Here is a 22,989-nt window from a genome sequence, read left to right on the forward strand (position 1 = left end):
ACTTACCCTCTGAGGTTAACGCTGAAATGCGTAGACACTGCCTAAGTCTAGCAGCTGTGTCAGCTCATCCAGCGCGGTGCGTCCTTCACGCAGTAATTGCGGATCGGCCAAATCGGTTTGGGTGAGGCGATCGCGATAGTGGCGATCCACCCAGCTGTTCAGGGTGTTGAACATGCGATCATTCATCAATACCGCTGGATTCAGGGCCTGACGCTCCGCTTCATTCAGTACCACGCGCAAACGCAAACAAGCTGGCCCACCGCCGTTGCACATGCTCTCACGCAGATCGAACACCGTGAGCTCACGAATCGGCCCGCCGCTCTCCACCAGCCCGGTCAAATAGCGCCATACACCCGCGTGCTGGCGTGACTCTTCTGGCAGCACCAGTCGCATGCCACCTTCAGGATGCTGCAACAGTTGGCTGTTAAACAGATAGGTATTCACCGCGTCGGCTACTGACACTTTATCGCGCGGCACCACAATCGGCTGGAAACCGGGCACCCGCGCAGCCAGCTGTTGTAATAACGCCGGCTGATCGACAAACGCCTCTTCATGGCAGAACAGCACCTGCTGGTTGCTGACGGCGATGACATCGTTGTGGAATACGCCCTGATCGATCACCAGCGGGTTTTGCTGTGCAAACAGCGTGCGATCGTCGTCGAGCTGATGCAGGCGCGCCACCGCGGCACTGGCTTCCCGCGTCTGACGTGCCGGGTAACGTGCCGGTGCAGCACCCTGCTGTTGACCATCACGACCATAAACAAACAGCTGAACACCCGCATCGCCGTAGTCCGCACCAAAGCGGTTATGGTTGGCGGCACCTTCATCGCCAAACAGCGCCACTTGTGGCAAAGCATCATGCACGCTGAAATGTTGCGGATCGCGGAAAATGGCGCGCAGCAAGTCGGCGGTTTCCGGCGCTTCGATGGCACGGTGGAATTTATTGTTGAGGTTAGCCACGGTGAAGTGCACGCGGCCATCGGCGCTATCAGCCGAAGGCGATACAGTGGCGGCATTGGCCACCCACATTGCCGAGGCAGAACTGGCAGCAGACAACAGCTGCGGCGCCTGCTGAGCCGCTTTCGCCAGTACCTGTTCGTCCGAGCCAGCAAAACCGAGCTGGCGCAGTAGCGGGATATTCGGCCGCTCATGCGGAGGGATCACCCCTTGCACGTAGCCCATGTCCGCCAGCGCCTTCATTTTCAGCAGGCCCTGCTTTGCGGCCAGGCGCGGGTTTGAAGGCTGCAGTTGATTGCGCGTTGACGCTTCATTTCCAAAGGAGAGCCCGGCGTAATGGTGCGTCAGGCCGACCAGACCATCAAAATTGGCTTCAAACGCTTTCATTATTCAGTTCCTTCCGCGGAGAAATCGAGTCCCGGCGATAAGCTGCCCGGCAAGGCCAGGCTTGGGCTCTCTAAAGATGCCATCGGCCACGCGCAGTAATCCGCAGCATACCAGGCACTGGCGCGATGGTTACCGGAAGCACCCACACCGCCAAACGGCGCTGAACTAGCGGCACCGGTTAATGGTTTGTTCCAGTTAACAATGCCGGCTCGCGCTTCCAGCAGCAGCTGGTCAAACTGCGCACGCTGCGGAGAAATCAAGCCACAGGACAAACCGTAACGCGTCTGGTTAGCGATACGAATCGCCTGATCGTACTCGTCGTAACGGATCACCTGCAGCAGCGGACCAAACACCTCTTCGTCAGGCAGTTTCGCCACGTCGGTCATCTCAATAATGCCTGGAGTGATAATGGCGCTGTCGCGGTCGGGCCAGTGCATCGCCAGCAACACCTTACCGCCCAGATCGATACGCTGCTGCCAGGCTGCGTAAATATGTCCGGCGGCGGCGGGTGAAATCACGCTGCCCATAAAGGGTTGCGGTTCAGCATTCCAGGCGCCAGGTTGCAGACGTCCGGCCACTTCCACCAAACGCTGCAGGAAGGCATCGCCTGCTGCTCCGCTTTTCACCAGCAGACGACGTGCACAGGTGCAGCGCTGCCCGGCGGTAATAAAGGCAGACTGAATCGCGATGTGTACTGCACCATCAAGGTCTGAAGGATCTTCAACAATCAGCGCATTGTTACCCCCCATCTCCAGGGCCAGCATTTTCTCCGGCTGCCCGGCAAACTGACGATGCAGGTGATAGCCGGTTGCGGCGCTGCCGGTAAACAGCAGGCCATCGATTTGTGGCTCATGCGCCAGTGCCTGCCCGGTTTCGCGCGCGCCCTGCAACAGCGCTATCACGCCCGCTGGCAGTCCCGCCTGATCCCACAGTTCGACAGTTTTTTCCGCGGTCATCGGCGTGAGTTCACTCGGTTTGAACACCACGCAGTTACCCGCCAGCAGTGCAGGAACGATATGACCGTTCGGCAGATGGCCGGGGAAATTGTAAGGACCAAACACCGCGAGCACACCATGTGGACGATGGCGCAGCGAACTTTCGCCGTCGGCCTGCTCTCCGGTACGCGTGTGGTAGGCTTTCACCGAGATGGCAATCTTATTGATCATCGCCTGCACTTCGGTCAGGGTTTCCCAGCGCGGCTTGCCGGTTTCTTTAGCAATGGTCTCTGCCAGCGCAGTTTTGTGGCTTTCAAGTAATGTGGCGAAGGCTTCCACTACCGCCTGACGTTCCGCAAACGGCCTGCGTGCCCACGCGGGAAAGGCCGCGCGCGCCGCTTCACAAGCCGCCGCCACCTGCGCACCGGTCGCTGCCCGACCCTGCCACAATGTTTCACCGTTCACCGGGTTTTGTTTGGTTAACGCTTCCGCGCCGCCTGTCAGCCATTGACCATTAATGAAGTGCGTCATGCTTTTTTCTCCTCGCGGCACAACGTGACCACACGCAATGCATCGCCATAATCGCAGCGCAACGCCGTGCGCTGATGTTCATTGATGCGGACTTTCCCGCTTGCCATATCGACAGGCAGCAGCACCACGCGGAAATGCTGGTAATCACCGTTGGCGACCAGACACAGCGGCCAGCTTTCATCCGCTTCCCCGGCTTCGGCCTGAAGCAGATGGCTTTTACGAATGGCGCGAATGCGATCAATCTCGCACTCCAGCGTTGGGCCGCCGTCAAAGATGTCGACGTAATTGAGATAACGAAACCCTTCGGCTTCCAGCACGGCGCGCGCGGGGGCCGTTTTCGGATGCACTTCACCAATCACCTTCTGCGCCGCTTCGCTGAGATAGTGGATATACAGCGGATGCTTTGGCATCAGCTCGGCAATAAAGGCTTTCTGCCCGGTGCCGCTGAGGAAATCGGCCTCACGAAACTCCATCGAGAAGAAACGGCTACCGACGCTGTCCCAGAACGGGGAATGACCGGTGTCATCACTGACACCGCGCATCTCTGCCACCACATGCTTCATAAAGCGGTCGCGGAAATTTGCCATAAACAGGAAACGGGATTTCGACAGCAGATGGCCATTTTTGCCATCGCGATAATCGGGATCGAGGAACAGGGTGCACAGCTCGCTACTGCCGGTGTGATCGTTACTTAAAGACAGCGTTGGCAAGCTGGCATAAACGTTTAACTCTTTCGACGCGTGCACCTGGGTGCCCACACGGAAGTTGTACCACGGGTCTTGCAGGCCTACGGCCACCTCAATGGCACAGATGCCGACAGCACGGTTGTCTTCGCTGTCAGCCAGCACAAATACATAGCCTTGTTCAGCACGCGATAACGCGCCCTGCCAGGTGAGCAGAGAACGCTCAATTCGCGCTTTCAGTGTATCGCTATCGGCGGGCAGCGAAGTTAAGCCGCCCCCGGTTTTGCCCGCCAGCGACAGCAACTGCGCAAGGTCGTCACGTTCGACGGGGCGAATCACCATCATGATGCAGCTCCTGTAAGCACACGAGCGCAGGCACGTTCAAAGCGCGCCAGTCCCTCTTTCACTTCCGCTTCGCTGATATTCAGCGCTGGCGCGAAGCGCACCACGTTGGCACCGGCAATCAGCACCATGACACCTTCTTCTGCCGCCGCCAGGTTGAACTGCTTCGCTTTCCCGGCAAAATCTTCATTCAGCACGGCACCAATCAACAGTCCGAGACCGCGAACTTCTTTAAAGATCGGCAGGCGCTGATTCATCTCCTGCAAAGCATCGACAAACCACTGATGGCGCTGCGCCACGCCCGCCATAAAATCGGGTTGGTTAATCAGCTCCATCACTTTACCAGCGACGGCACCCGCCAGCGGGTTACCGCCGTAGGTGGTGCCATGGGTGCCCACGCCCATCACCAGCGCCAGATCTTCGCGTGTAAGAATCGCGCCAATCGGGAAGCCGCCACCGAGCGCTTTGGCGGTGGTCAGGACGTCCGGCGTCACGCCATAGTGCATGTAGGCATACAGCGAACCGGTACGACCCACGCCGCTCTGTACTTCATCGAATATCAGGGTCGCCTGATATTTGTCGCAAAGTTCACGCAGGCCGCGCAGGAAAGCAGGATCGGCCGGTAACACGCCGCCTTCGCCCTGAATCGGTTCAACAATTACGGCACAGGTCTGGTCATTGATCAGTGCTGCCGCAGAGGCGAGGTCGTTGAAGTTGGCGTGCTGAATCGCCGGAGGCAGCGGTGCAAAATCACGTGAGTAAGCCGGTTGTCCACCCGCTGAAACAGTAAACAGCGTGCGTCCGTGGAAAGCATTATTGAAGGCTACAATGCCATTTTTCTCTGCGCCAAAACGATCGTGCGCCACTTTACGGGCCAGCTTCAGTGCAGCCTCATTGGCTTCCGCCCCGGAGTTACAGAAGAACACGCGATCGGCGAAGGTGGCGTCAATCAGCTGTTTAGCCAGACGTAAAATAGGTTCGTTAGTATAGCCATTGCCGGTGTGCCACAGCTTACTCGCCTGCTCGGTCAGTGCCTGTTGCAAAGCCGGGTGTGCATGTCCCAAAGCATTCACCGCGATGCCGCCTGCAAAGTCGATGTAATCCTTACCTTGCTGATCCCAAAGGGTTGAGCCTGCAGCACGCACCGGTACGAAAGCCGCGGGGGCGTATACCGGCATCATCCATTGATCAAAATCGTGACGTGAAACCTGCAGTGACATAGCCATTTCTCCTGCTCCACCTGAGTGAAGCTATTGTTTTAAAATTGTTAAAATCTGTTGTGTCGCAGCACTACTGTAGAGTGCAGTAAGCGTGCCAGCTAGCGGAAAAAATGCATAAACGGGTTTGGGTTACGCAATATCAATGAGTTACACCAGGTCACTATTCACATAAAATGCATAAAAAGTGAATATCAGTCTGATGGAGATGGGAGAGCAGCAATTTATTTAGCAGATTTATGCATTCACAAAATGAAATAGCGCTTTTGTGATCGCACAGGGAATATTTCGCCAAAATGTCGCGGCTGTCGCCCTGTTTTAGGGCAACTTGTGCATTTATGGTGCGCGAGTGTGCAGGAAGTGTGCAGCCAGATGGGTAAGTAAAAGCAGCGCTGATTCGCCGCTAATTAACAATCTTGTTGCATATTTGGCTGTATTTTGAACAGCCATTTAATTAAACGTGAGTTAAACCACATTTAGTGACTAAGGTTATTATCAGAACAGAAATAAAAGGATACAAAGAGATTAACCAGATAATTACCATGCTAATGATTAGGTGGTTTTCTATATTTGTTATTGAACAATAATGCATAGGCTTGTGCTATTTAACCCTTAAAGAAATGCGGTGATTTACTTTTCTTTAATTTTACTAAAAACTATTAAAAACAATGCTATATGTATTTAGATTAGTCAAATGCATGACGGAATTGAGATAAGTTTATCCAATGTAAAATCCCGAACAATGGAAGTTAAGATTAAAAATCACACAAAAAGCCAATCGGAAATATTTAGTTACATATATTGCACTGTTGATCTTGAACCTTTTGTGTCATTTTCTTTTCACCCCGATGACGGGGATACAATTAAAAAATATCACAGGGTAAATTATAAATGATGAAGCGCTCCTTACTGGCAGCAGTGATGCCTTTACTGCTGGGACTTTCTTCGGCTCAGGCCGCCGAAATCTATAACAAAGATGGCAACAAGCTGGACCTGACCGGCAAAATCAACGTTTCGCATCTGTTCTCGGATAACGACAGCGCAAACGGTGAAGTTTCTTCTTATACCCGTCTGGGCTTTAAAGGCGAAACCAAAATTAATGACCAACTGACCGGCTATGGTCAGTGGCAATACCAGTACAGTCTGAGCAACTCTGAAGGCAGCGATGCCAACTCAGGCAACAAAACCCGTCTGGGCTTTGCAGGCCTGAAAGTGGCTCAGTTTGGTTCAATCGACTACGGCCGTAACTACGGTCTGGTGTATGACGTACTGGGTTACACCGATATGCTGCCGTACTTTGGTGGTGATTCAGGTTACACCGATGCCTTCCTGTCAGGCCGTTCTACCGGTGTGCTGACCTGGCGTAACAAAGATTTCTTCGGTCTGGTGAAAGGCTGGAACTTTGCCGCGCAGTACGAAGGCAAAAACGAGCGCTCTGATAGCGCGACTGCCAGCAACCTGGCGGTACGTCGTTCGAATGGCGACGGCTTTGCGCTGTCAACCTCTTATGACTTCGATTTCGGCCTGAGCCTTGTCGGTGCTTACGCTAATCTGGATCGTGTCACTGCACAGAACACCGCGACCTACGGCCGTGGCGATAAAGCGCAGAGCTGGGCAGCCGGTCTGAAATATGATGCTAACCAGATTTACCTGGCGACCATCTATGGCGAAACGCAGAATGCAACGCCGATCGGTAACAACGGTTTCGCTAACAAAGCGGTTAACTTTGAAGCCGTTGCACAGTATCAGTTCCTGAACGGCCTGCGTCCTTCACTGGGCTATGTGTCTTCTCGCGCGAAAGATGTTGAGAACAACGTGGGCGATACCGATCTGTTCAAATACGTTGCCGTTGGCGTGACTTACTACTTCAACAAGAACATGTCTGCTTATGCAGAATATAAAATCAACCTGTTGAAAGATAATAACGCGTTGAACATCAACACTGACGACGTAACTGCTGTTGGTCTGGTGTATCAGTTCTAAGAGAGTATCCCTCATTGCATACCGGCTAGTGTCGGCTGGGTATGAGCCAGGGGCAGCGTAAGCTGCCCTTTTTTGTTGTCGTTATACAGGTACTCAATCGTGATTGAGGACGCGATAACTGACTGTTTCCGTTATTACTCTTCATGATTTTACACTCATGGAGACAACGCTAATGATTCGATTTTGTATTTGTGCACTTATGCTGATGATGTGTGCGTCGCTTGCACAGGCCGCAACGGGTTTTCGTCAGATAACACTTGATAGTCAGGGCAATCGTCCGCTCAATGTTGCGTTTTGGTATCCCACTGCCGCCACGGGCGTCTTTGAAGATGTGGGTGAGAACCCCGTGTTCTATGGTGAGCCGATGTTACGCAATGCAACGCCTCGTCCAGGACAGCATCCTTTAGTCCTTCTGTCTCACGGCTATGGCGGTAGCTGGCGTAACCTCAACTGGTTGGCGCATGCACTCACTGTACAGGGATATATCGTCGCTGCCCCCAATCATCCCGGTACAACAACTGAGAATCACGATCCTGCTACTGCCCGGAAACTTTGGCTGCGTCCAGATGATATCAGCCGGGTACTGGATCGGTTATTGGCAGACGAACACCTGGCAGGAAAGGTCGATTCGTTGCGCATCGCCGCCATCGGCCACTCACTCGGAGGGTGGACAGTAATGGAGTTAATCGGTGCCCGGTTTTCGTCGAACAGATTTGTTCAGGATTGTCAGAACCACGCGCAACTAGCAGACTGTCAATTAATCGAGACTTTGGGTATCAGCAATACAAATACCGCTTCTTTATTAGATGCTCAATTACGTAATCCACGTATTAAAGCGGCCGTATCGCTTGATCTTGGTCTGGCGCGCGGATTCACACCTGAGAGCCTGTCAAGGGTTTCTGTGCCAGTGCTGGTGTTATCCGCAGAACAAGACAGTGTTGAACTTCCCGCCTCACTGGTATCCGGTTATCTGGCGCAGTATCTTCCGCCGCAACAGACATCGTTTTCACGTATAAGAGGCGCAACCCACTTTAGTTTTATGCAGCGCTGTAAACCTCATGGTGCTGAGTTAATCGAACAATCTTCCCCAGGTGAGGGCTTCGTTTGCCGGGATCAAGGCAGCCGCACCCGCGCCGATATTCATCAGGAGTTAATCGCCCGTATCACTCGCTTTCTGACAGCGGCATTGAACCCGCCTGCTGACGAAATGCACTCGGCGTCTGTCCGCTAATGCGTAAAAACTCGCGATTGAAATTTGATTTAGTGGCGAATCCTGACGCCAGCATCACCTCCGTAACCGGCAATGAACTGCTTCGAAGCAACTGCTGCGCATGAGCGATGCGAAAACCATTTATCCACTGAGAAACATTGCAGTGGTAAGTCGCATTGATCGCACGTGAGATATGACGCGAGGGAATACCGGATTTGCGTGCTAACAGATTCAACGTGAGTTGTGTATTAAGGAACAGGTCATCCTGCCGCAGTCGATTTTCCAGTTGCAGGCACAAGGCTGCCTGCTCAGGCGTCTGCAACGGAGAAGAATCGGGCAGTACTGTCTCAATACTCACTTCCCGGGGGCGGGTCCGTGCTGCAAGTACAATCGCCAGACTAAGCAAAGGCAGCATTAAACTTTGCAGTATCGCGATGATTTGCGGCACAAGCTTGCCCTGATGCAAAGTGAATTCGAGCGCCACCAGCAAATCTGTCATACCAGAGAAGCAAAGAAAAACACCGGCGGTAAGAGCCATTCTTGCCGCCAGCCCGACTTCACCAATGCGCGCATCGCTAAATCGATCCCCACCGCCTAAGCCCATAAGAATCAATGTCGCCCCGTATCCGATATAAAGCACAAATAGCGCGCTATCAATGGCTTCTGGCCAGCACTGCATAATGATGATGGCCAGCGCGGGCGGGACGATTTTCCAGAGTGAATATTGATGAGTCGTATGCGGGCTGAAACAGTGCCAGGCCAGCGCCGGGATTAGCGTTGCTAATAACACGCGCAAAGCCATGAGTGGTGTTGACGGCCAGATCCAACGTAATGCTCCCACCGCCAGTAACAGTGAGCAGACGACCAGAAATAGCAGCGTGGTTTGGTGGCGTTGCTTATCGTTCGCCGCTAAGGTCACGATTAAAATTAGCAGCACCATTAGCGTAACCAGCGGAACCGGAATTGAAGGCATGCAAAAAGAATCCATTCTTGACAATAAGCCGCTATATTACCAGGTTCATGCACTGAAGTGGCCGGAATTTCGTCGATGACCGTTTTTAAGGCGCCAGCAAATCGAAGCGATTATCCTCACCGGAATCGATGCTAAACGGTTCCTGAATTTGCAACATAATCCAGTTGGAGGTCACCCGGCTGCCCTTGCTGTCTTCCAGTGTCACAGACAGACGATAGCTGTTGGTGGCGTCCGATGCACTGTTCCACGCGGGCATAATGATGCTCCAGCCTTGCGGATCATTAGGATTAGCGCCCGGCGTGAGGCTTAACGCCTGGGTATCGCCCTGCCACGTCACCCTGGTTATCGGATTCGCATTACGGATTTGCAATTTCAGCGGCAGGCTTTCGCCGCCGTTTAATTGCCATGGCGGTGTGGCGAGGAATACCGATAAGGTTTTGCGCTGACGATACTCCACCACCGGCGTGTTGTTGCGCGTCACCATGTCGTAACGGCTGCCGCGCAGCGAACGCGCTTCTGCCACGTTGTCGGCGCTCAACTGCTGGCTCAACGGCACGCCGAAACGATAGTTAAGATGTAAACCCAGCTGATCCTGACTTTCACCTTCATTACTGGTTTTGTGGCTGGCAGAAAATGTCACCAGCGGCACCGGCGTGTAGGACACACCAAAGGTCAACGCCGAAGGATTGTGATAGGTATTGCCGCTGCTAAACAGATCCACATCACTGCCCAGATACTGCTCCCAACTCACCGACATACCAAGCTGGCGATAAAACGGCAGGTAGCCCTGAGTGGTGAAATCGTAGCCGCGTGCTAAACGCTGCTGCTGAAAGGGATCGCGGTTTTGCCAGCCCGATAGCGGTGTGTAGTAGTTAGCCGAGAAGCGCAGGTAATCACCCCAGGCTTCTGTGCCCACTGAAGCGCGCTGTAATCCGCTGTTGAACATGCGGTCGACAAAACCGTTGTAACCAAGCAGCCATTTGCCCGCCGTCCAACGTTGTCCTAAGCCGATATTGCCCACCAGCCCATCATCCGTTTGGTGAAAACCCACCTCACTAAAGGTCAGATATTGATAGCGATCGGCCCACGGCGTTAGCAGAGAGGCGCCACTGCCGGTGAAGTTACCGTCCATATCGACGTTAAAATCGATCTGCGCTTTACCATAAGGCGATAGCAGAGATTGGCCCTCATCCACCACGCGGTTTGCCACCTCATCGCGGAAATGGTTAAACGCCCAGATGCCCGCCTGATGACCAAAAGTGTTGTCACTGGTGCTGTCCTGACTGGCTTCACCAATGCTCTTGGCGATGGTCGCCAGATTTTTGCTGAAGGCCGCATTCTCATCTTCATAGCCAAGTGCGGGCAGATCGCTGGCCATTTTCTGGAAGCGTTCGGGATCGCTAAAGGGCGCATCAGCGACATGCGTGTCAGTCACCAACGCGAGAGCAGGCGCGGTGAAAAGCAGCCCCGTTGCAGCGGGCAACATACGCAGTGATTTGAAAGCAGAGAAAACAGATGTCATAGCAAAAACAGGCTTTTATCCAGTTTAGAATTTGAAGTGGCTCACAAAACTGTACTGGAATACCCTAACACATTCTGCCGATTTTGCAGAAAAGGCCGGGCTGAATTAGGACATTGCCTGATTAGCAAAAGGCATCATTTTCTATTGATCACTAAATCGCTCCGCAGAGCGCCCTGCGTGAAGTGCCGCAAGGCGCTCACGGCTGCTGCGATTAGGAGAAGATCAACCCGCCATCCACATTGATGGTTTGGCCGGTGATGTAGCGCGCATCATCCGACGCGAGAAACGCCACCAACCCGGCGACATCTTGCGGCTGTCCGGCGCGTTTCAGCGGAATATTTTCCACCCACTCCGCCATCAACTCGCCTTTGCCATACTGCTTTTTATCGCTGCTAAGGATTTCTCCCCACACGCGATCGTTGTAATCCCACATCTCACTTTCGATGATACCCGGACAGAAAGCATTCACGGTGATGTGCCACGGCGCCAGTTCCAGTGCCAGGCTCTGAGTAATGCCGATAACACCCATTTTACTGGCCGCATAGTGTGGCGTGTAAATAAAGCCCTGTCGCCCCTGCCCGGATGAGGTGTTGATCAGGCTGCCGCTGCCCTGCTTCACCATGTACTTTGCCGCCTCACGGCAACACAGCCAGACGCCGGTGGTGTTCACAGCCAGAATTTTTTCGAAATCGCTCTTTGGCATTGAATCAAAGCGATCAATAGTGATCACTCCGGCATTCTGAATCGAGACATCAATGGTGCCAAAGCGCTCCGCCGCCTGCTGATAAAGCTGCTGCACTTCGGCCTCATTGGTCACATCCACCTGCAGCGCCAGAATCTCGCTGCCATACTGTTCTTCCAGCGCCGGCGCTGTGGTGAATACCCGGTCCGAGTTGGACACCATTACCAGCCGAGCGCCATCGCGCGCAAATCGTGCGGCGATGCCCGCGCCAATCCCGCGGCATGCGCCGGTAATCACCACCGTTTTCCCACTAAAATCGCGTGTCATATTGCCTCCTGTTATCCGTGCGTTGCTTCAGGCAGGGCGGCCGATTGCTGCTTTTTTTCATGTCTGCGCAGCAGCACCACCTTACTTTGTAATTTTTGCTGGAACTGGTCGATGACCACGGCGGTGACGATCACCAGTCCTTTAATCACCATTTGCCAGAAATCGCTGACGCCCATCATCACCATGCCATCGGCGAGGAACACGATGACAAAGGCACCGATGATCGAACCTGATACGCGCCCGCGCCCCCCTGCTAACGCCGTTCCGCCCAATACGGTTGCACCGATGGCGTCCATCTCGAACATGTTGCCGGTCATCGGGTGCGCGGTTTGCAGTTGGGATGCGACGATCAATCCCACTAGCGCAGCACATAAACCGGAGAAGGCATAGACAAACACTTTGACCTTAATGATCGGCACACCGGCCAGGCGTGCCGCAGATTCATTGCCGCCGGTGGCATAGATATAGCGGCCCAGCGGGGTTTTACGTGTCAGATAAAGGCCGAGCAGCAGGAAGCCGATCATTAACCAGATTGGGATGTAGACGCCAAGCACACTGCCCGATCCCAGCAACGCGAAACCGGTATTGCCCAATGCTGGCATCCCCACCAGATTGGCGTAGGTACTGCCATCGTTGAACAGCAGCGCGGCCCCGCGAGCCACATACATCATGCCGAGGGTGCAGATAAAGGGTGCCACGCCCAGACGCGTCACCACGGTGCCGTTGATCAATCCCAGCACAATGCCAAACAGCGCCACCACCAGAATCACTTCCGGCACGTTAAAGAACAGCGTGTTGCCGCCCCATAGCGGCACACCATTGGTGAGCAACGCCCCCGCCACCATGCCGCAAATGCCCGCCACCGCACCGACCGACAGATCGATGCCACCCGTAAGGATCACCAGCGTCATACCAATGGCCAGCAGCCCGGTGATGGCAACATGCTGCGTCATGATCAGTAAGTTTGAGGTGGTCAGGAAATTAGGCACCATAAAGCTGAAAAAGCCGACCACGATCAGCAACGCAATAAAGGTTCGCGCTTTCAGCAAGTACATATAAAGCAGGTATTTCTGGTTCATTTATTGATCTCCTGCGGCTCAATCATGCGGTGTTGAGGCGCTTATCAGCGCTTCTCGCGTTGCTGCGCTGCGCGGTAAGTCGGCGGTAATACGGCCATCGGCCATCACCAGAATGCGATCGGCCAGTGCCATCACCTCGTCCAGTTCAGAAGAGGAGAACATCACCGCCAGACCTTGCTGTGCGAGATTGCCAATCAGGTGGTACACGTCCGTTTTGGCCCCCACATCGATCCCACGCGTGGGTTCATCCAGCAAAACCACTTGAGGGCCCGTCATCAGCGCTTTTCCCAGCACCACTTTCTGCTGGTTACCGCCGCTGAGTGAGGTAATCGGCAGTTCTGGATCGCTCACTTTGATGGCGAGATGACCAATCATTTCATCGACGCGACGCTGCTCTTTGTGGGGATTGAGTAAGCGCAGCGCACGGCGAAAACCGCGCAAGCTGAGATCGCTTAACGTCATGTTGGCGGTGATCGACATCAACTGCACCACGCCTTCGGTTTGTCGGTCTTCCGGTACCAGCGCAATGCCTTTTTTCAGGCGCTGCTGGAAGTTGCGTTTATCCAGCACTTCGCCATTCAAACTGACGCTGCCAGACTGGCAGTGCATCATGCCAATCAGCCCTTTAAACAGCTCGGTGCGCCCCGCGCCCAGCAAACCGTAAATGCCGATCACTTCGCCCTTGCGCAGTGAGAACGACACATCATTGAGCTTATAGCCACCATTCTGATGCAGCGCCGTCAGGCCGTTAACGTGCAAAACCGTTTCGCCCTGTGCAGCGGGCTGGTAGTCGAAGTGTTTTTTCTTGTCGCCGACCATCTGTTCGATGATCCAGGGAACTGACGCATCACGCACTTCTCGCTCACTGATAAAGCGACCGTCACGGAAAATGGTGATGTGATCGCCAATTTCCATCAGCTCTTCCAGCCGATGCGAGATATAGATGATGGTCACACCACGCCGCTTCAGCTGGTCAATGACGTTGAACAACACTTTCACTTCAGACTGGCTCAGCGCACTGGTGGGTTCATCCATGATCAGCACGCGCGTATCTTTCGACAGCGCCCGAGCGATCTCGACCAGCTGCTGATGGCCGATCCCCAGTTCGCCCAGCGGTGCATAAGGGTCAACATCCAGTTCCAGCCGCTCCAGCAGCGATTTTGCTAATGCGTACTGATACTTTTCATTGATCACACCGCGCTGGAAAAACTCATTGGCGATAAAGATGTTGTCCATTACGTTCATGTTGGGGAACAGGTTAAGTTCCTGAAAGATGATGCTGATACCGTGCTTTTCCGCCTGATGAGTGGAGCTGAGCGACACCACTTCTCCGTCCAGCAGAATTTCACCGGATGAAGGCGTTTCCACGCCCGCCAGCATCTTCATCATGGTGGATTTACCGGCACCGTTTTCGCCAATCAGCACGTTCACTTTGTTGCGATAGACGCGGTAATTCACCTGATCGAGTGCGGTCACGCCGGGATAAATACGCGACACGTTACGGGTTTCGATGATCACGTCACTTTGAGGATTTTGCATACCCGCTCCTTACTGCCGCACGATGGCAGCAGGTGTGACATTCGGCACCTGCTCAGGCGTATCGAAGCTGCTAAACACGCCGGAAATTTGCACCTTATCGCCGACTTTGGGCTTGAAGGCGCTCATCATGTTGGCTGCCTGCTGATTAATGGCGCGGCTGTAGTCGCCAAACAGCACCTGATCGTTGAAGTCCTGATAGCTGGCTCCTTTGTAGGCATCACGCAGCACCGTGCCAGGGAAAATCGGACCGACCTGCACCGTCACGTTATCGCCGGAAACATCTTTCACCGTCATGCGGCCATTGCGCGAAGTGGTATTCACCGCTGTCACCTCATCGCTGACCTTGACGCTAAAGACACAGGGGTTCTCTTCCTGCGCGCGGTAGCCGTAGGTTTGACAGGCGCTGTCAAAATCTTTGGCGGACTTCAACGCATTCAGCAGTTCCGCCACCGGCTTCGCATCGTGCTGAATCTGCGGCACCAGTTTCTGCTGCCAGGTCTGAGCAATATTGGCCATTTTAGGATTGGGGGGATTTTTCAGGTCGGCCAGCTCCTGCTGCGACACAATGCGGCAACCGCTAAGGATCACGATAGGAAGCAGTAACCAGAGTCGTTTGTGCATCACATTCTCCTGGGCGCCTGCTGTGCAGGCGCACCGATTATTGATTACGACTTGTAGTTAAAGTCCTGCACGCCTTTAGCATTGTCCGGGGTGATTAAAATGCCGCGGAACATCACGCGCTGCTTCTCCGGCTTCACCCCTTTCTGGATGAAGTTGTCGAGATCGGTCACGCCCTGCGCAGCAATAGCCTGCGCCTGCAACATTACCGTAGCTTTCAGATCGCCTTTTTCTACCGCATCACGCTCGTCGTTGCTGCCGTCGATACCCACCACGGTAACATCGTTGCGGCCTGCGGCTTTAAGTGCCGCAATCGCGCCCAGCGCCACCGGACCGTTACCACAGATCACGCCTTTGACATCGGGATGGGCCTGCAGAATGCTGTCCATAATGCGTTTGCCATCAATCAGGGTGCCTTTCGCATCCTGACGTGCGACAGATTTCATATCCGGATACTGATCCAGCACCTGGTGGAAGGATTTCGAACGGGTGACACAGTTGTTGTCCGCGAGGTTACAGGTCAATTCGGCATAGCTGCCCTTTTCACCCATCTTCTCAACAAACACGTTGGCGACGTCTGAGCCGGCCTGGAAGTTGTTATGGGTGATTTGCACCAGCGCCACATCATCTACAGGAATCTCGCGGTTAATCAGCACCACCGGAATCCCCGCATCTTTGGCTTTTTTGATTGCTGCGACGCTGGCGGTGGAATCGGCGTTATCCAGCACAATGCCCTGCACTTTTTTACCGATGGCGGCATCGATCAGTTCGCTCTGCTTCTTAACGTCTTCACCGTGCGACAGCACGCTGGTTTTATAGCCCAGCTCTTGCGCTTTCAGGTTGGCGCCTTTGGCTTCGGAAGCGTAATAGGGGTTATCCAGTGAGTTCACCAGAATCATGATGGTGCCTTTGTCGGCAGCGAAACTGGATTGGGCGATCAGGCAACTGGCAATGGCAGTGAATAACAGGGTACGTTTTTTCATGTTCGTGCTCTCTCATTGTTTTGTTGTTATTGCAGGGTTGAGGCCGTACTGGTGCTGGCGCGGCATTACCAGATGGTGAAGCCGCCATCGATCATTAAATCTGCGCCGGTGATCATGTCGCTGCCGTTGCTGGCGAAGAACACCACGGCAGCGGCAATTTCATCGGTGTAAGCAAAACGCCCTAACGGGATCAGTTTTTTCATCTGTTCGCCCTTCTCACCGCGCCAGGCCTTTTCGCCCATCGGCGTCAGCACCACGGTGGGTGACAAGGTATTGACGTTGATACGGTGTGGTGCGAACTCTTTGGCCATCACTTTAGTCATACCGAGTAGACCCGCTTTGGCAGAGGTATAGGCCACGTGGTTATCAATGGCGATGGAAGCGGCCTGTGAAGCGATATTGATGATCTTGCCGCCATTACCGGCGCGCACCATGCGTTTGCCCGCCGCTTGTGAGCAGAGGAAAGGACCCGTGAGATTGACGGCGATCTGCTTCTGCCACTCGGCAAAGTCGGTTTCCAGTACCGGCTGTAACATCACATAACCCGCGCAGTTCACCAGGATATCAATGTGGCCGTAATGCTGTTCAACCTGGTTGAACGCCGTCTCGACTGAGCCAGCATCGGTCACGTCACAGCACACCAGCAGTACACGATCGGCAGAGAATTGTTCCTGCACAGCCGCCACGCGATCGCTTTCGAATGGAGGGTAAAGCAGGGCCAGCCGTGCACCTTTCTCTAACAGCATGGCGTTACTGGCCATGGCAATTCCACCGAGGCCACCGGTCACCACCGCCACCTTGCCGGTGAGGTCCAGATCGGTATTTACGCCGTAGCGCAGGTTGACATCGTATTCCCCACTCATCCCTTCTCTCCTGTGTGCATGTTCAGCGCCTTTGGTTATCTCTGGCCGGATAGGTTTGCAGTAACATTGATTTTCGAACAAAAATATAAGCTATCGTTTCGCAATGGTTTGTGGGTGAGATCAAATTTCATACAAATGATGCAAACTATTTTTATCTTACTGTATTTTAAGTAAATAACTAAATATCACGTTTTGTGATATAGAAATAACGGCTGGCAGGTCTATGTGAAATCAATTGCATGGCTTTATCTTATTTTCATTCGAAAATGCATCTTTGTGCGAGCCGCCTCGCAAATCCCTGGTATGCAGAGTAAAATCATCACGGGTTTTCTTATTGCCAAAACCAGACCGTGATTGGAAAGAGGGAGCATTTCGATTGAAAAGCAAAACTGAGCAGCTGGCTGATATGCAGCAGCGTCGTGAGAAGATCCTGGAGATGATCCGCGAAGACGGCACAGTCACGGTTAAAGCGCTTACCGATACCTTTGGCCTGACCGAGGCAACCATCCGCACCGATTTGCGTATGCTGCAAAAAGCCGGGCATGTGCAGCGTTATCACGGTGGCGCCACGCTGATGACCGGTAAGCAGAACACCGGCGCACTGCTGCTTGAGCGTCAAACTCACCTTGATGAGAAAGAAGCCATTGGCCGGCTGGCCGCGCAGTATGTGGAAAATGGGGATACGGTGATTTTCGATTCCGGCACCACCACCACCGCCATTGCGGAAGCAATTGGCCACATCCGTCGTTTATCGGTGATCACCACGGCGGTGAATATTGCGCTGAAGCTGGGGGGCGAACCGGGGATTAATATCCTGCTGACGGGGGGGACCTTCAAATTTCCAACACTCTCGACGTCCGGTGAGAAAGCCGCTTCTTTCTTTGAAAACGTGCTGGCCGAAAAGCTGTTTCTCGCCACCGCCTGTATTTCGCCCCGCCTCGGGTTAAGCTTCCCCAGTGAGACGGATATCAAAGTGAAGATGGCGATGATCAACTCCGCCAGTACGGTATTTGTGGTGGCAGACTCCAGCAAAATCGATAAGGTGTCGATGTTTGCCCTGCCCTGTGACTGGAGCAAAATCCATTATTTGATTACCGATCGCGGGATTACGCCGGCGCAGATTGCAGCGTTTGAAGCGTTAGGGGTACAGGTGTTGGTGGCAGGCATTGAAGAGACAAAAAAACGCGCGGTGTTTTGAGCATCAATTCAGGGGCGGCCCACTCGCAGCCGCCCCCTCAATGCTGATTAGAAACCTAAGCTATCCAGCAAGTCATCCACCTGATCCTGGTTCGCTACCACGCCAGGTGCATTGGCATGGATCTGTGGACCATTCAACAGGCTGCTGGCGTCTTTACGCGCGGCAGCGTTGGCTTCAGGCATATTCTCCAGCAACACCATCAGCAACTGACGCTCGATCTCCTGGATCACATCCATCATGCGCTTGATCACCTGGCCGGTAAGGTCCTGGAAATCCTGCGCCATCATGATCTCAAGCAGCTGCTTGTTGGTGTACGAGGTATGCGACGGCACATCACTGAGAAATTCGCGCGTATCCGAAACCAACTCGCGTGCATCCGCCAGCTCAATCGGGTTTTCAAACCACGCATCCCAACGGCCTTTCAGCTTGTTGGCGTTGGCTTCCATTTGGTCCTGGTGCGGCTGCGCGGCTTCAACGCAGTTGAGTGCGCGTTCTGCCGCTTGCGCCGTCATCTGCACCACGTAATCCAGACGGTCACGCGCGTCCGGAATCGCTTCCGCCGCTTCGGCAATCGCCTGGTCTAACCCCAATTCGCGCAGGCTGTCGCGCAACATACGCGTCAGCGAGCCGATACGGGTAATAATGTCGTGTGCCGAGGCTTCTTCGGTTGGTTTCGGAAGGTCGCTCATCACATCTCCTTACATACCCAGTTTTTCGAAAATTTTACCCAGCTTTTCTTCCAGCGTGGCTGCGGTGAACGGCTTCACTACATAACCGCTGGCACCGGCCTGGGCAGCTGCAATGATGTTCTCTTTTTTCGCTTCGGCGGTAACCATCAGCACCGGCAGTTTGCTCAACGCCGCGTCCGCACGAATGGTCTGCAGCAGTTCCAGACCGTCCATGTTGGGCATGTTCCAGTCGGACACCACGAAATCAAAACCACCCGCACGCAGTTTGGTCAGTGCATCAACACCGTCCTCTGCTTCTTCAACGTTGTTGAATCCCAGCTCTTTCAGCAGGTTGCGGACGATACGACGCATCGTATTGAAGTCATCCACCACCAAAAAGCGCATGTTTTTATCAGCCATATCTACTCCTGTGTTGTCTCGTCCGGCAGGACGGGCTCGTTAAATTCGCAATGCCTGTCCGGCGCTAATTTTTGCCAGCATGTGCTGACTGATGTGTCCTAAATCGACTACTTCACTGGTGCCGCCCATCGCAATCGCTTCGCGCGGCATACCAAAGACGACGCAACTTGCTTCATCCTGCGCGATGGTCCAGGCACCGGCACGATGCATTTCCAGCATCCCGGCGGCACCGTCGTTACCCATCCCGGTGAGGATGACACCCACGGCATTTCGTCCTGCGTGTGTCGCCACGGAACGGAACAGCACGTCAACAGACGGCTTATGGCGGTTCACTGGCGGTCCATCATTCAGTTTCACCACGTAGTTAGCGCCACTACGGCCCAACTCCATGTGCATCGCGCCCGGTGCGATATAGGCATGACCGGGCAAAATACGTTCGCCATCTTCCGCTTCTTTCACGGTTATCTGGCACAGCTTGTTCAGGCGCTCAGCAAACGAGCGGGTAAACCCTGGCGGCATGTGCTGCGTGATCAGCAGCGCCGGGCTGGTCGCGGGCAGCGGCTGCAGTACATGGCGAATCGCCTCGGTGCCGCCAGTGGAAGAGCCAATCGCAATCAGCTTCTCACTACTCAGCAGCGGGCCAGCTTTCAGCATCACCGGGCCGGGTGTGGCCGGGCGCGCATGCAATTTGGCTCGCGCCGCTGCGCGAATTTTGTCGGCGATCATCTGGCTGTACGCCAGCATGCCTTCGCGAATACCCAACTGCGGCTTAGTGACGAAATCCACTGCGCCCAATTCCAGCGCGCGTAATGTCACTTCCGATCCTTTACCGGTCAGCGATGACACCATCACGACTGGCATCGGACGCAGGCGCATTAACTTCTCAAGGAAGTCGAGGCCATCCATACGCGGCATCTCGACGTCCAGTGTCAGCACCTGTGGGTTGTATTGCTTGATTAAATCCCGCGCCACCAACGGATCGGGCGCGGTAGCGACCATCTCCATATCGGCGTGGCTGTTGATGATCTCCGTCATCAACTGTCGCATTAGCGCGGAGTCATCCACGCACATCACGGTGATTTTGCTCATCGTCTTTCCTTGGTCAATCCATAGACTGTCTGTCCACGCAGCCAGAACTCTTTACTGATCTGGCTGAAGTTCTCTGAGTGTCCAGCGAACAGCACACCGCCGGGCTTCAGCAGGGGAACGAAACGGCGCAGAATTTTTTCCTGCGTCTCTTTATCGAAATAGATCATCACGTTGCGACAGAAAATTGCGTCGAACGGACCCGGCAACGCCCAGTCGTTGGCCAGTAAATTCAGCTGCGAATAGTTCACCATGCTGGCGAGATCGGAGCGAACGCGTACCATACCTTCATGCGGGCCGGTGCCACGCAGGAAAAAGCGTTGCAGCTGCGATTGCGATAAGGTGCGCAGCTCTTCCTGGCGGTACACCCCCGCCACGGCTTTTTCCAGTACCTGTGTATCAATGTCGCTGGCGTGCACCTGGAACTTACCCGGTCCGGTACCCAGCGTTTCCGCCAGCGTCATGGCGATGGAGTACGGCTCTTCGCCGGTTGAGGCGGCGGTACTCCACACGCTGTAACTGCCACTGCGCTTACGCGCATGATCCGCGAGGATCGGGAAATGGTGCGCCTCGCGGAAAAATGAGGTCAGATTGGTGGTCAATGCGTTAATAAACGCCTGCCATTCTGCACTGTTCTGGTCTTGCTCCAGCAACGCCAGATAACGACCAAAATCATCAATGTTCAGCGTGCGCAAACGGCGCACTAAGCGGTTATAAACCATCTCCCGCTTGTGATCGGCCAGCACGATGCCTGCGCGTTGATAGATCAGCTGGCTGATACGACGAAAATGCGTATCTGAAAGCGGCAGGCGCTGCACCATTTGCGAGAGCAGCGTTGTTGCTTCACTTTGATCCAATAACGTCGATTTCTTCATGTCAGGTCACCCGGCAACAAACTGATTAAATTGTGATACTGCGATTACTGCTGCGCTGCCAGTTGGGCCGCCTTGCGGCGGCCATACGGATTAAAAGGTTTCCCAGTTATCGTCCGCGCTACGTGCACCTGCGGGTTGAGCCAGCGCTTTGACTGCGGCTGGACGCAACATTTTTGGCGCTGTAGATAGGTTAACGGCCTGAGCGACAAATTCTTTACCAATATTGAACACCGCAACCGACTGTTTCAGTCGACTGGCCTGATCTTCCAGTGCGGCAGCCGCCGTGGCTGACTCTTCTACCAGCGCGGCGTTCTGCTGTGTCACGCGATCCATCTCGTTCACGGCCAGACCCACCTGGTCGATTCCGCGACTCTGCTCATCCGACGCCGAGGCGATTTCGCCCATGATGTCGGTGACGCGAGTGACGGCGTTGACGATGTTGGTCATGGTTTCGCCCGCGCTCTCCACCAGCACCGAACCGGTGTTGACGCGACTCACCGAGTCTTCGATCAGACCTTTGATCTCTTTCGCTGCCTGGGCGCTGCGCTGTGCCAGACTGCGCACCTCACCCGCCACCACCGCAAAGCCACGGCCCTGTTCACCCGCACGTGCTGCTTCAACCGCCGCGTTGAGTGCCAGAATGTTGGTCTGGAACGCGATGCCATCGATCACACTGATGATATCCGCGATTTTCTTCGAGCTGCCGGTGATCTCTTTCATGGTGGTGACCACACCATCCACCACTTTGCCGCCGTGCTGCGCGGTTTCAGAGGCAGTCAACGCCAGTTGTGAAGCCTGACGGGCGTTTTCGGCGTTCTGCTTCACGGTCGCGGTCAACTGCTCCATGCTGGCAGCCGTCTCTTCCAGAGAAGCGGCCTGCTGTTCAGTACGTGAAGAGAGATCGTTGTTACCCATGGCGATTTCGCTGGCACCGGTGTAGATAGCGTCTGAACCATCACGCACGGTACGCACGGTATTCGCCAGCTCCTGCTGCATGTGCTGCAGTGAGCTGAGCAATTCACCCATCTCGTTGCGCATACTGACATCAATCTGCTGCGTCAAATCGCCACGCGCGATGTGACGGATATGGTCGATGCTCTGTTTCAACGGACGAATCAGCACGTTGCGCATGCCGCTCCATACCAGTGCAATCACCAGCAGGGTCACCAGCAAAGTACCGATCACCAGCATGATGGAGTGCTGATAGGCGCTTTCGTTGGCATCAATACCCTGCTTTGCCAGCACGATGTTGTAGTTCAGCCATGCGGTGTAATCCTTCTCGAATTTATCCTGCATACCCTGCGTTGGTTGATCGACAAAGCCTTTGAAGTTCCCGTTACCCAGGAAATCAATCAGCTCGGCCAGTCCACCACGGAAGGCGTTGTAGTTGGCCTGCAGCGTCTTGACGTTCTCCGCACTTTTGCCCTTCTCAGACAAATTCGCGTTGAACTCGGCAAAAGCCTGGTCAGCGGTTTTCAACTCCTCACTTGCCAGCGCCACCAAATCTTTCACGGTTGCGCCTGAGCCAGCTTGCTGGCTGTCCAGCAAATAGCGGATCCCTGCACGGTTCAGCGTGTTACGCGCCTGAACCAGCGATACCCAAGAGGTGCCCATCGCCCGTTGCAGCGTACTGAGACGCTGGTTGTAGGCAAAATTCTCTTTATCGGCTTTCACCGTGGTAAAAAACATCCCTCCGGAAAACAGCTGCAGCAAGGCAAACAGTGCCAGCACACATAACAGCCCGGAAACGACACGAATACGACTAAACATAAACACCTCATTGGTTGGCGGATCGCTCCTGTTATCGGCGTTCACAGAGGGATCTTTATGTTGTCTGCAACGGGTTGGACCAGCGGGAATTAAGGAGGATCAGGGATAAATTAAAGTGTGCCGACAGGTGAACGGGCGCAC

Annotated in this window: 20 protein-coding genes; 3 read left to right on the top strand and 17 right to left on the bottom strand. The window is 54.3% G+C overall.

All coding sequences use genetic code 11. The annotated features are described in order from the left end of the window. Positions 1 to 15: 15 nt before the first annotated feature. The 4 genes from astB to F3J37_RS02770 are packed head-to-tail and all read right to left on the bottom strand — an operon-like array spanning position 16 to position 5,055. Complete coding sequence (gene astB, locus F3J37_RS02755) at positions 16 to 1,344, bottom strand: N-succinylarginine dihydrolase (protein WP_166931672.1); 1,329 nt, start codon at positions 1,342 to 1,344, stop codon at positions 16 to 18. Then, positions 1,344 to 2,810 carry a succinylglutamate-semialdehyde dehydrogenase gene (gene astD, locus F3J37_RS02760; RefSeq protein WP_166931675.1) on the bottom strand — a complete coding sequence of 489 codons (1,467 nt, stop codon included), beginning with the start codon at positions 2,808 to 2,810 and terminating at the stop codon, positions 1,344 to 1,346. The genes astB and astD overlap by 1 nt, the downstream gene beginning before the upstream one ends. After that, positions 2,807 to 3,838, bottom strand: coding sequence for an arginine N-succinyltransferase (gene astA, locus F3J37_RS02765; protein ID WP_166931677.1), 1,032 nt, complete (start codon positions 3,836 to 3,838; stop codon positions 2,807 to 2,809). Before astA ends, astD begins: the two co-directional genes overlap by 4 nt. Continuing rightward, entirely contained in the window at positions 3,835 to 5,055 is a 1,221-nt protein-coding gene (locus F3J37_RS02770; protein WP_166931679.1) for an aspartate aminotransferase family protein, read from the bottom strand. Before F3J37_RS02770 ends, astA begins: the two co-directional genes overlap by 4 nt. Before the next feature lie 888 nt (positions 5,056 to 5,943). On the opposite strand from F3J37_RS02770, the gene F3J37_RS02775 reads away from it, so the two are divergent. Both F3J37_RS02775 and F3J37_RS02780 read left to right on the top strand, forming a co-directional pair. Next, entirely contained in the window at positions 5,944 to 7,035 is a 1,092-nt protein-coding gene (locus F3J37_RS02775) for a porin (RefSeq protein ID WP_058959721.1), read from the top strand. 172 nt (positions 7,036 to 7,207) lie between these two features. Continuing rightward, positions 7,208 to 8,266, top strand: coding sequence for an alpha/beta hydrolase family protein (locus F3J37_RS02780; RefSeq protein ID WP_166931682.1), 1,059 nt, complete (start codon positions 7,208 to 7,210; stop codon positions 8,264 to 8,266). Here F3J37_RS02780 and F3J37_RS02785 read toward each other — a convergent pair. The 8 genes from F3J37_RS02785 to F3J37_RS02820 form a co-directional block, all read right to left on the bottom strand. Further along, positions 8,199 to 9,218, bottom strand: a complete 1,020-nt coding sequence (locus F3J37_RS02785) for a helix-turn-helix domain-containing protein (RefSeq protein ID WP_166931684.1) — start codon at positions 9,216 to 9,218, stop codon at positions 8,199 to 8,201. The genes F3J37_RS02780 and F3J37_RS02785 overlap by 68 nt on opposite strands. An 85-nt stretch (positions 9,219 to 9,303) precedes the next feature. Next, positions 9,304 to 10,740, bottom strand: a complete 1,437-nt coding sequence (locus tag F3J37_RS02790; RefSeq protein ID WP_166931687.1) for a YchO/YchP family invasin — start codon at positions 10,738 to 10,740, stop codon at positions 9,304 to 9,306. A gap of 211 nt (positions 10,741 to 10,951) precedes the next feature. Further along, complete coding sequence (locus tag F3J37_RS02795; RefSeq protein WP_166931689.1) at positions 10,952 to 11,749, bottom strand: SDR family oxidoreductase; 798 nt, start codon at positions 11,747 to 11,749, stop codon at positions 10,952 to 10,954. An 11-nt stretch (positions 11,750 to 11,760) separates the two neighbouring features. Continuing rightward, positions 11,761 to 12,828, bottom strand: coding sequence for an ABC transporter permease (locus F3J37_RS02800; RefSeq protein WP_034821800.1), 1,068 nt, complete (start codon positions 12,826 to 12,828; stop codon positions 11,761 to 11,763). 18 nt (positions 12,829 to 12,846) lie between these two features. After that, positions 12,847 to 14,367 (bottom strand): sugar ABC transporter ATP-binding protein, encoded by a 1,521-nt coding sequence (locus tag F3J37_RS02805; protein WP_166931692.1) that lies wholly within the window; start codon positions 14,365 to 14,367, stop codon positions 12,847 to 12,849. A 9-nt stretch (positions 14,368 to 14,376) separates the two neighbouring features. Continuing rightward, the gene (locus F3J37_RS02810; RefSeq protein WP_166931694.1) at positions 14,377 to 14,988 is read right to left on the bottom strand and encodes a DUF2291 family protein; all 612 of its coding nucleotides are present in this window, start codon (positions 14,986 to 14,988) and stop codon (positions 14,377 to 14,379) included. A 44-nt stretch (positions 14,989 to 15,032) separates the two neighbouring features. Continuing rightward, on the bottom strand, positions 15,033 to 15,968 hold the full coding sequence (locus F3J37_RS02815; protein ID WP_166931697.1) for a D-ribose ABC transporter substrate-binding protein: 936 nt from the start codon (positions 15,966 to 15,968) through the stop codon (positions 15,033 to 15,035). A 65-nt stretch (positions 15,969 to 16,033) separates the two neighbouring features. Then, positions 16,034 to 16,831, bottom strand: a complete 798-nt coding sequence (locus tag F3J37_RS02820) for a GolD/DthD family dehydrogenase (protein ID WP_166931699.1) — start codon at positions 16,829 to 16,831, stop codon at positions 16,034 to 16,036. A gap of 376 nt (positions 16,832 to 17,207) precedes the next feature. Between F3J37_RS02820 and F3J37_RS02825 the strand changes: the two genes are divergently transcribed. After that, positions 17,208 to 18,029, top strand: coding sequence for a DeoR/GlpR family DNA-binding transcription regulator (locus F3J37_RS02825; RefSeq protein WP_034821814.1), 822 nt, complete (start codon positions 17,208 to 17,210; stop codon positions 18,027 to 18,029). A gap of 47 nt (positions 18,030 to 18,076) precedes the next feature. Here F3J37_RS02825 and cheZ read toward each other — a convergent pair whose 3' ends face one another. From cheZ to F3J37_RS02850, 5 genes are all read right to left on the bottom strand, one after another. Beyond that, positions 18,077 to 18,718: a protein phosphatase CheZ gene (cheZ, locus tag F3J37_RS02830; RefSeq protein ID WP_034821817.1), complete on the bottom strand. Its 642-nt coding sequence runs from the start codon at positions 18,716 to 18,718 to the stop codon at positions 18,077 to 18,079. A gap of 9 nt (positions 18,719 to 18,727) precedes the next feature. Continuing rightward, positions 18,728 to 19,117: a chemotaxis response regulator CheY gene (gene cheY / locus F3J37_RS02835; protein ID WP_007892562.1), complete on the bottom strand. Its 390-nt coding sequence runs from the start codon at positions 19,115 to 19,117 to the stop codon at positions 18,728 to 18,730. A gap of 39 nt (positions 19,118 to 19,156) precedes the next feature. Beyond that, positions 19,157 to 20,206 (bottom strand): protein-glutamate methylesterase/protein-glutamine glutaminase, encoded by a 1,050-nt coding sequence (locus F3J37_RS02840; protein WP_166931701.1) that lies wholly within the window; start codon positions 20,204 to 20,206, stop codon positions 19,157 to 19,159. Further along, positions 20,203 to 21,078 (bottom strand): protein-glutamate O-methyltransferase CheR, encoded by an 876-nt coding sequence (gene cheR, locus F3J37_RS02845; protein WP_034821825.1) that lies wholly within the window; start codon positions 21,076 to 21,078, stop codon positions 20,203 to 20,205. The genes F3J37_RS02840 and cheR overlap by 4 nt, the downstream gene beginning before the upstream one ends. 90 nt (positions 21,079 to 21,168) lie before the next feature. Next, positions 21,169 to 22,848, bottom strand: coding sequence for a methyl-accepting chemotaxis protein (locus F3J37_RS02850; protein WP_166931704.1), 1,680 nt, complete (start codon positions 22,846 to 22,848; stop codon positions 21,169 to 21,171). Positions 22,849 to 22,989 lie beyond the last annotated feature (141 nt).

The sequence above is a fragment of the Candidatus Pantoea communis genome (assembly GCF_011752685.1).
GTDB lineage: Bacteria > Pseudomonadota > Gammaproteobacteria > Enterobacterales > Enterobacteriaceae > Pantoea > Pantoea communis.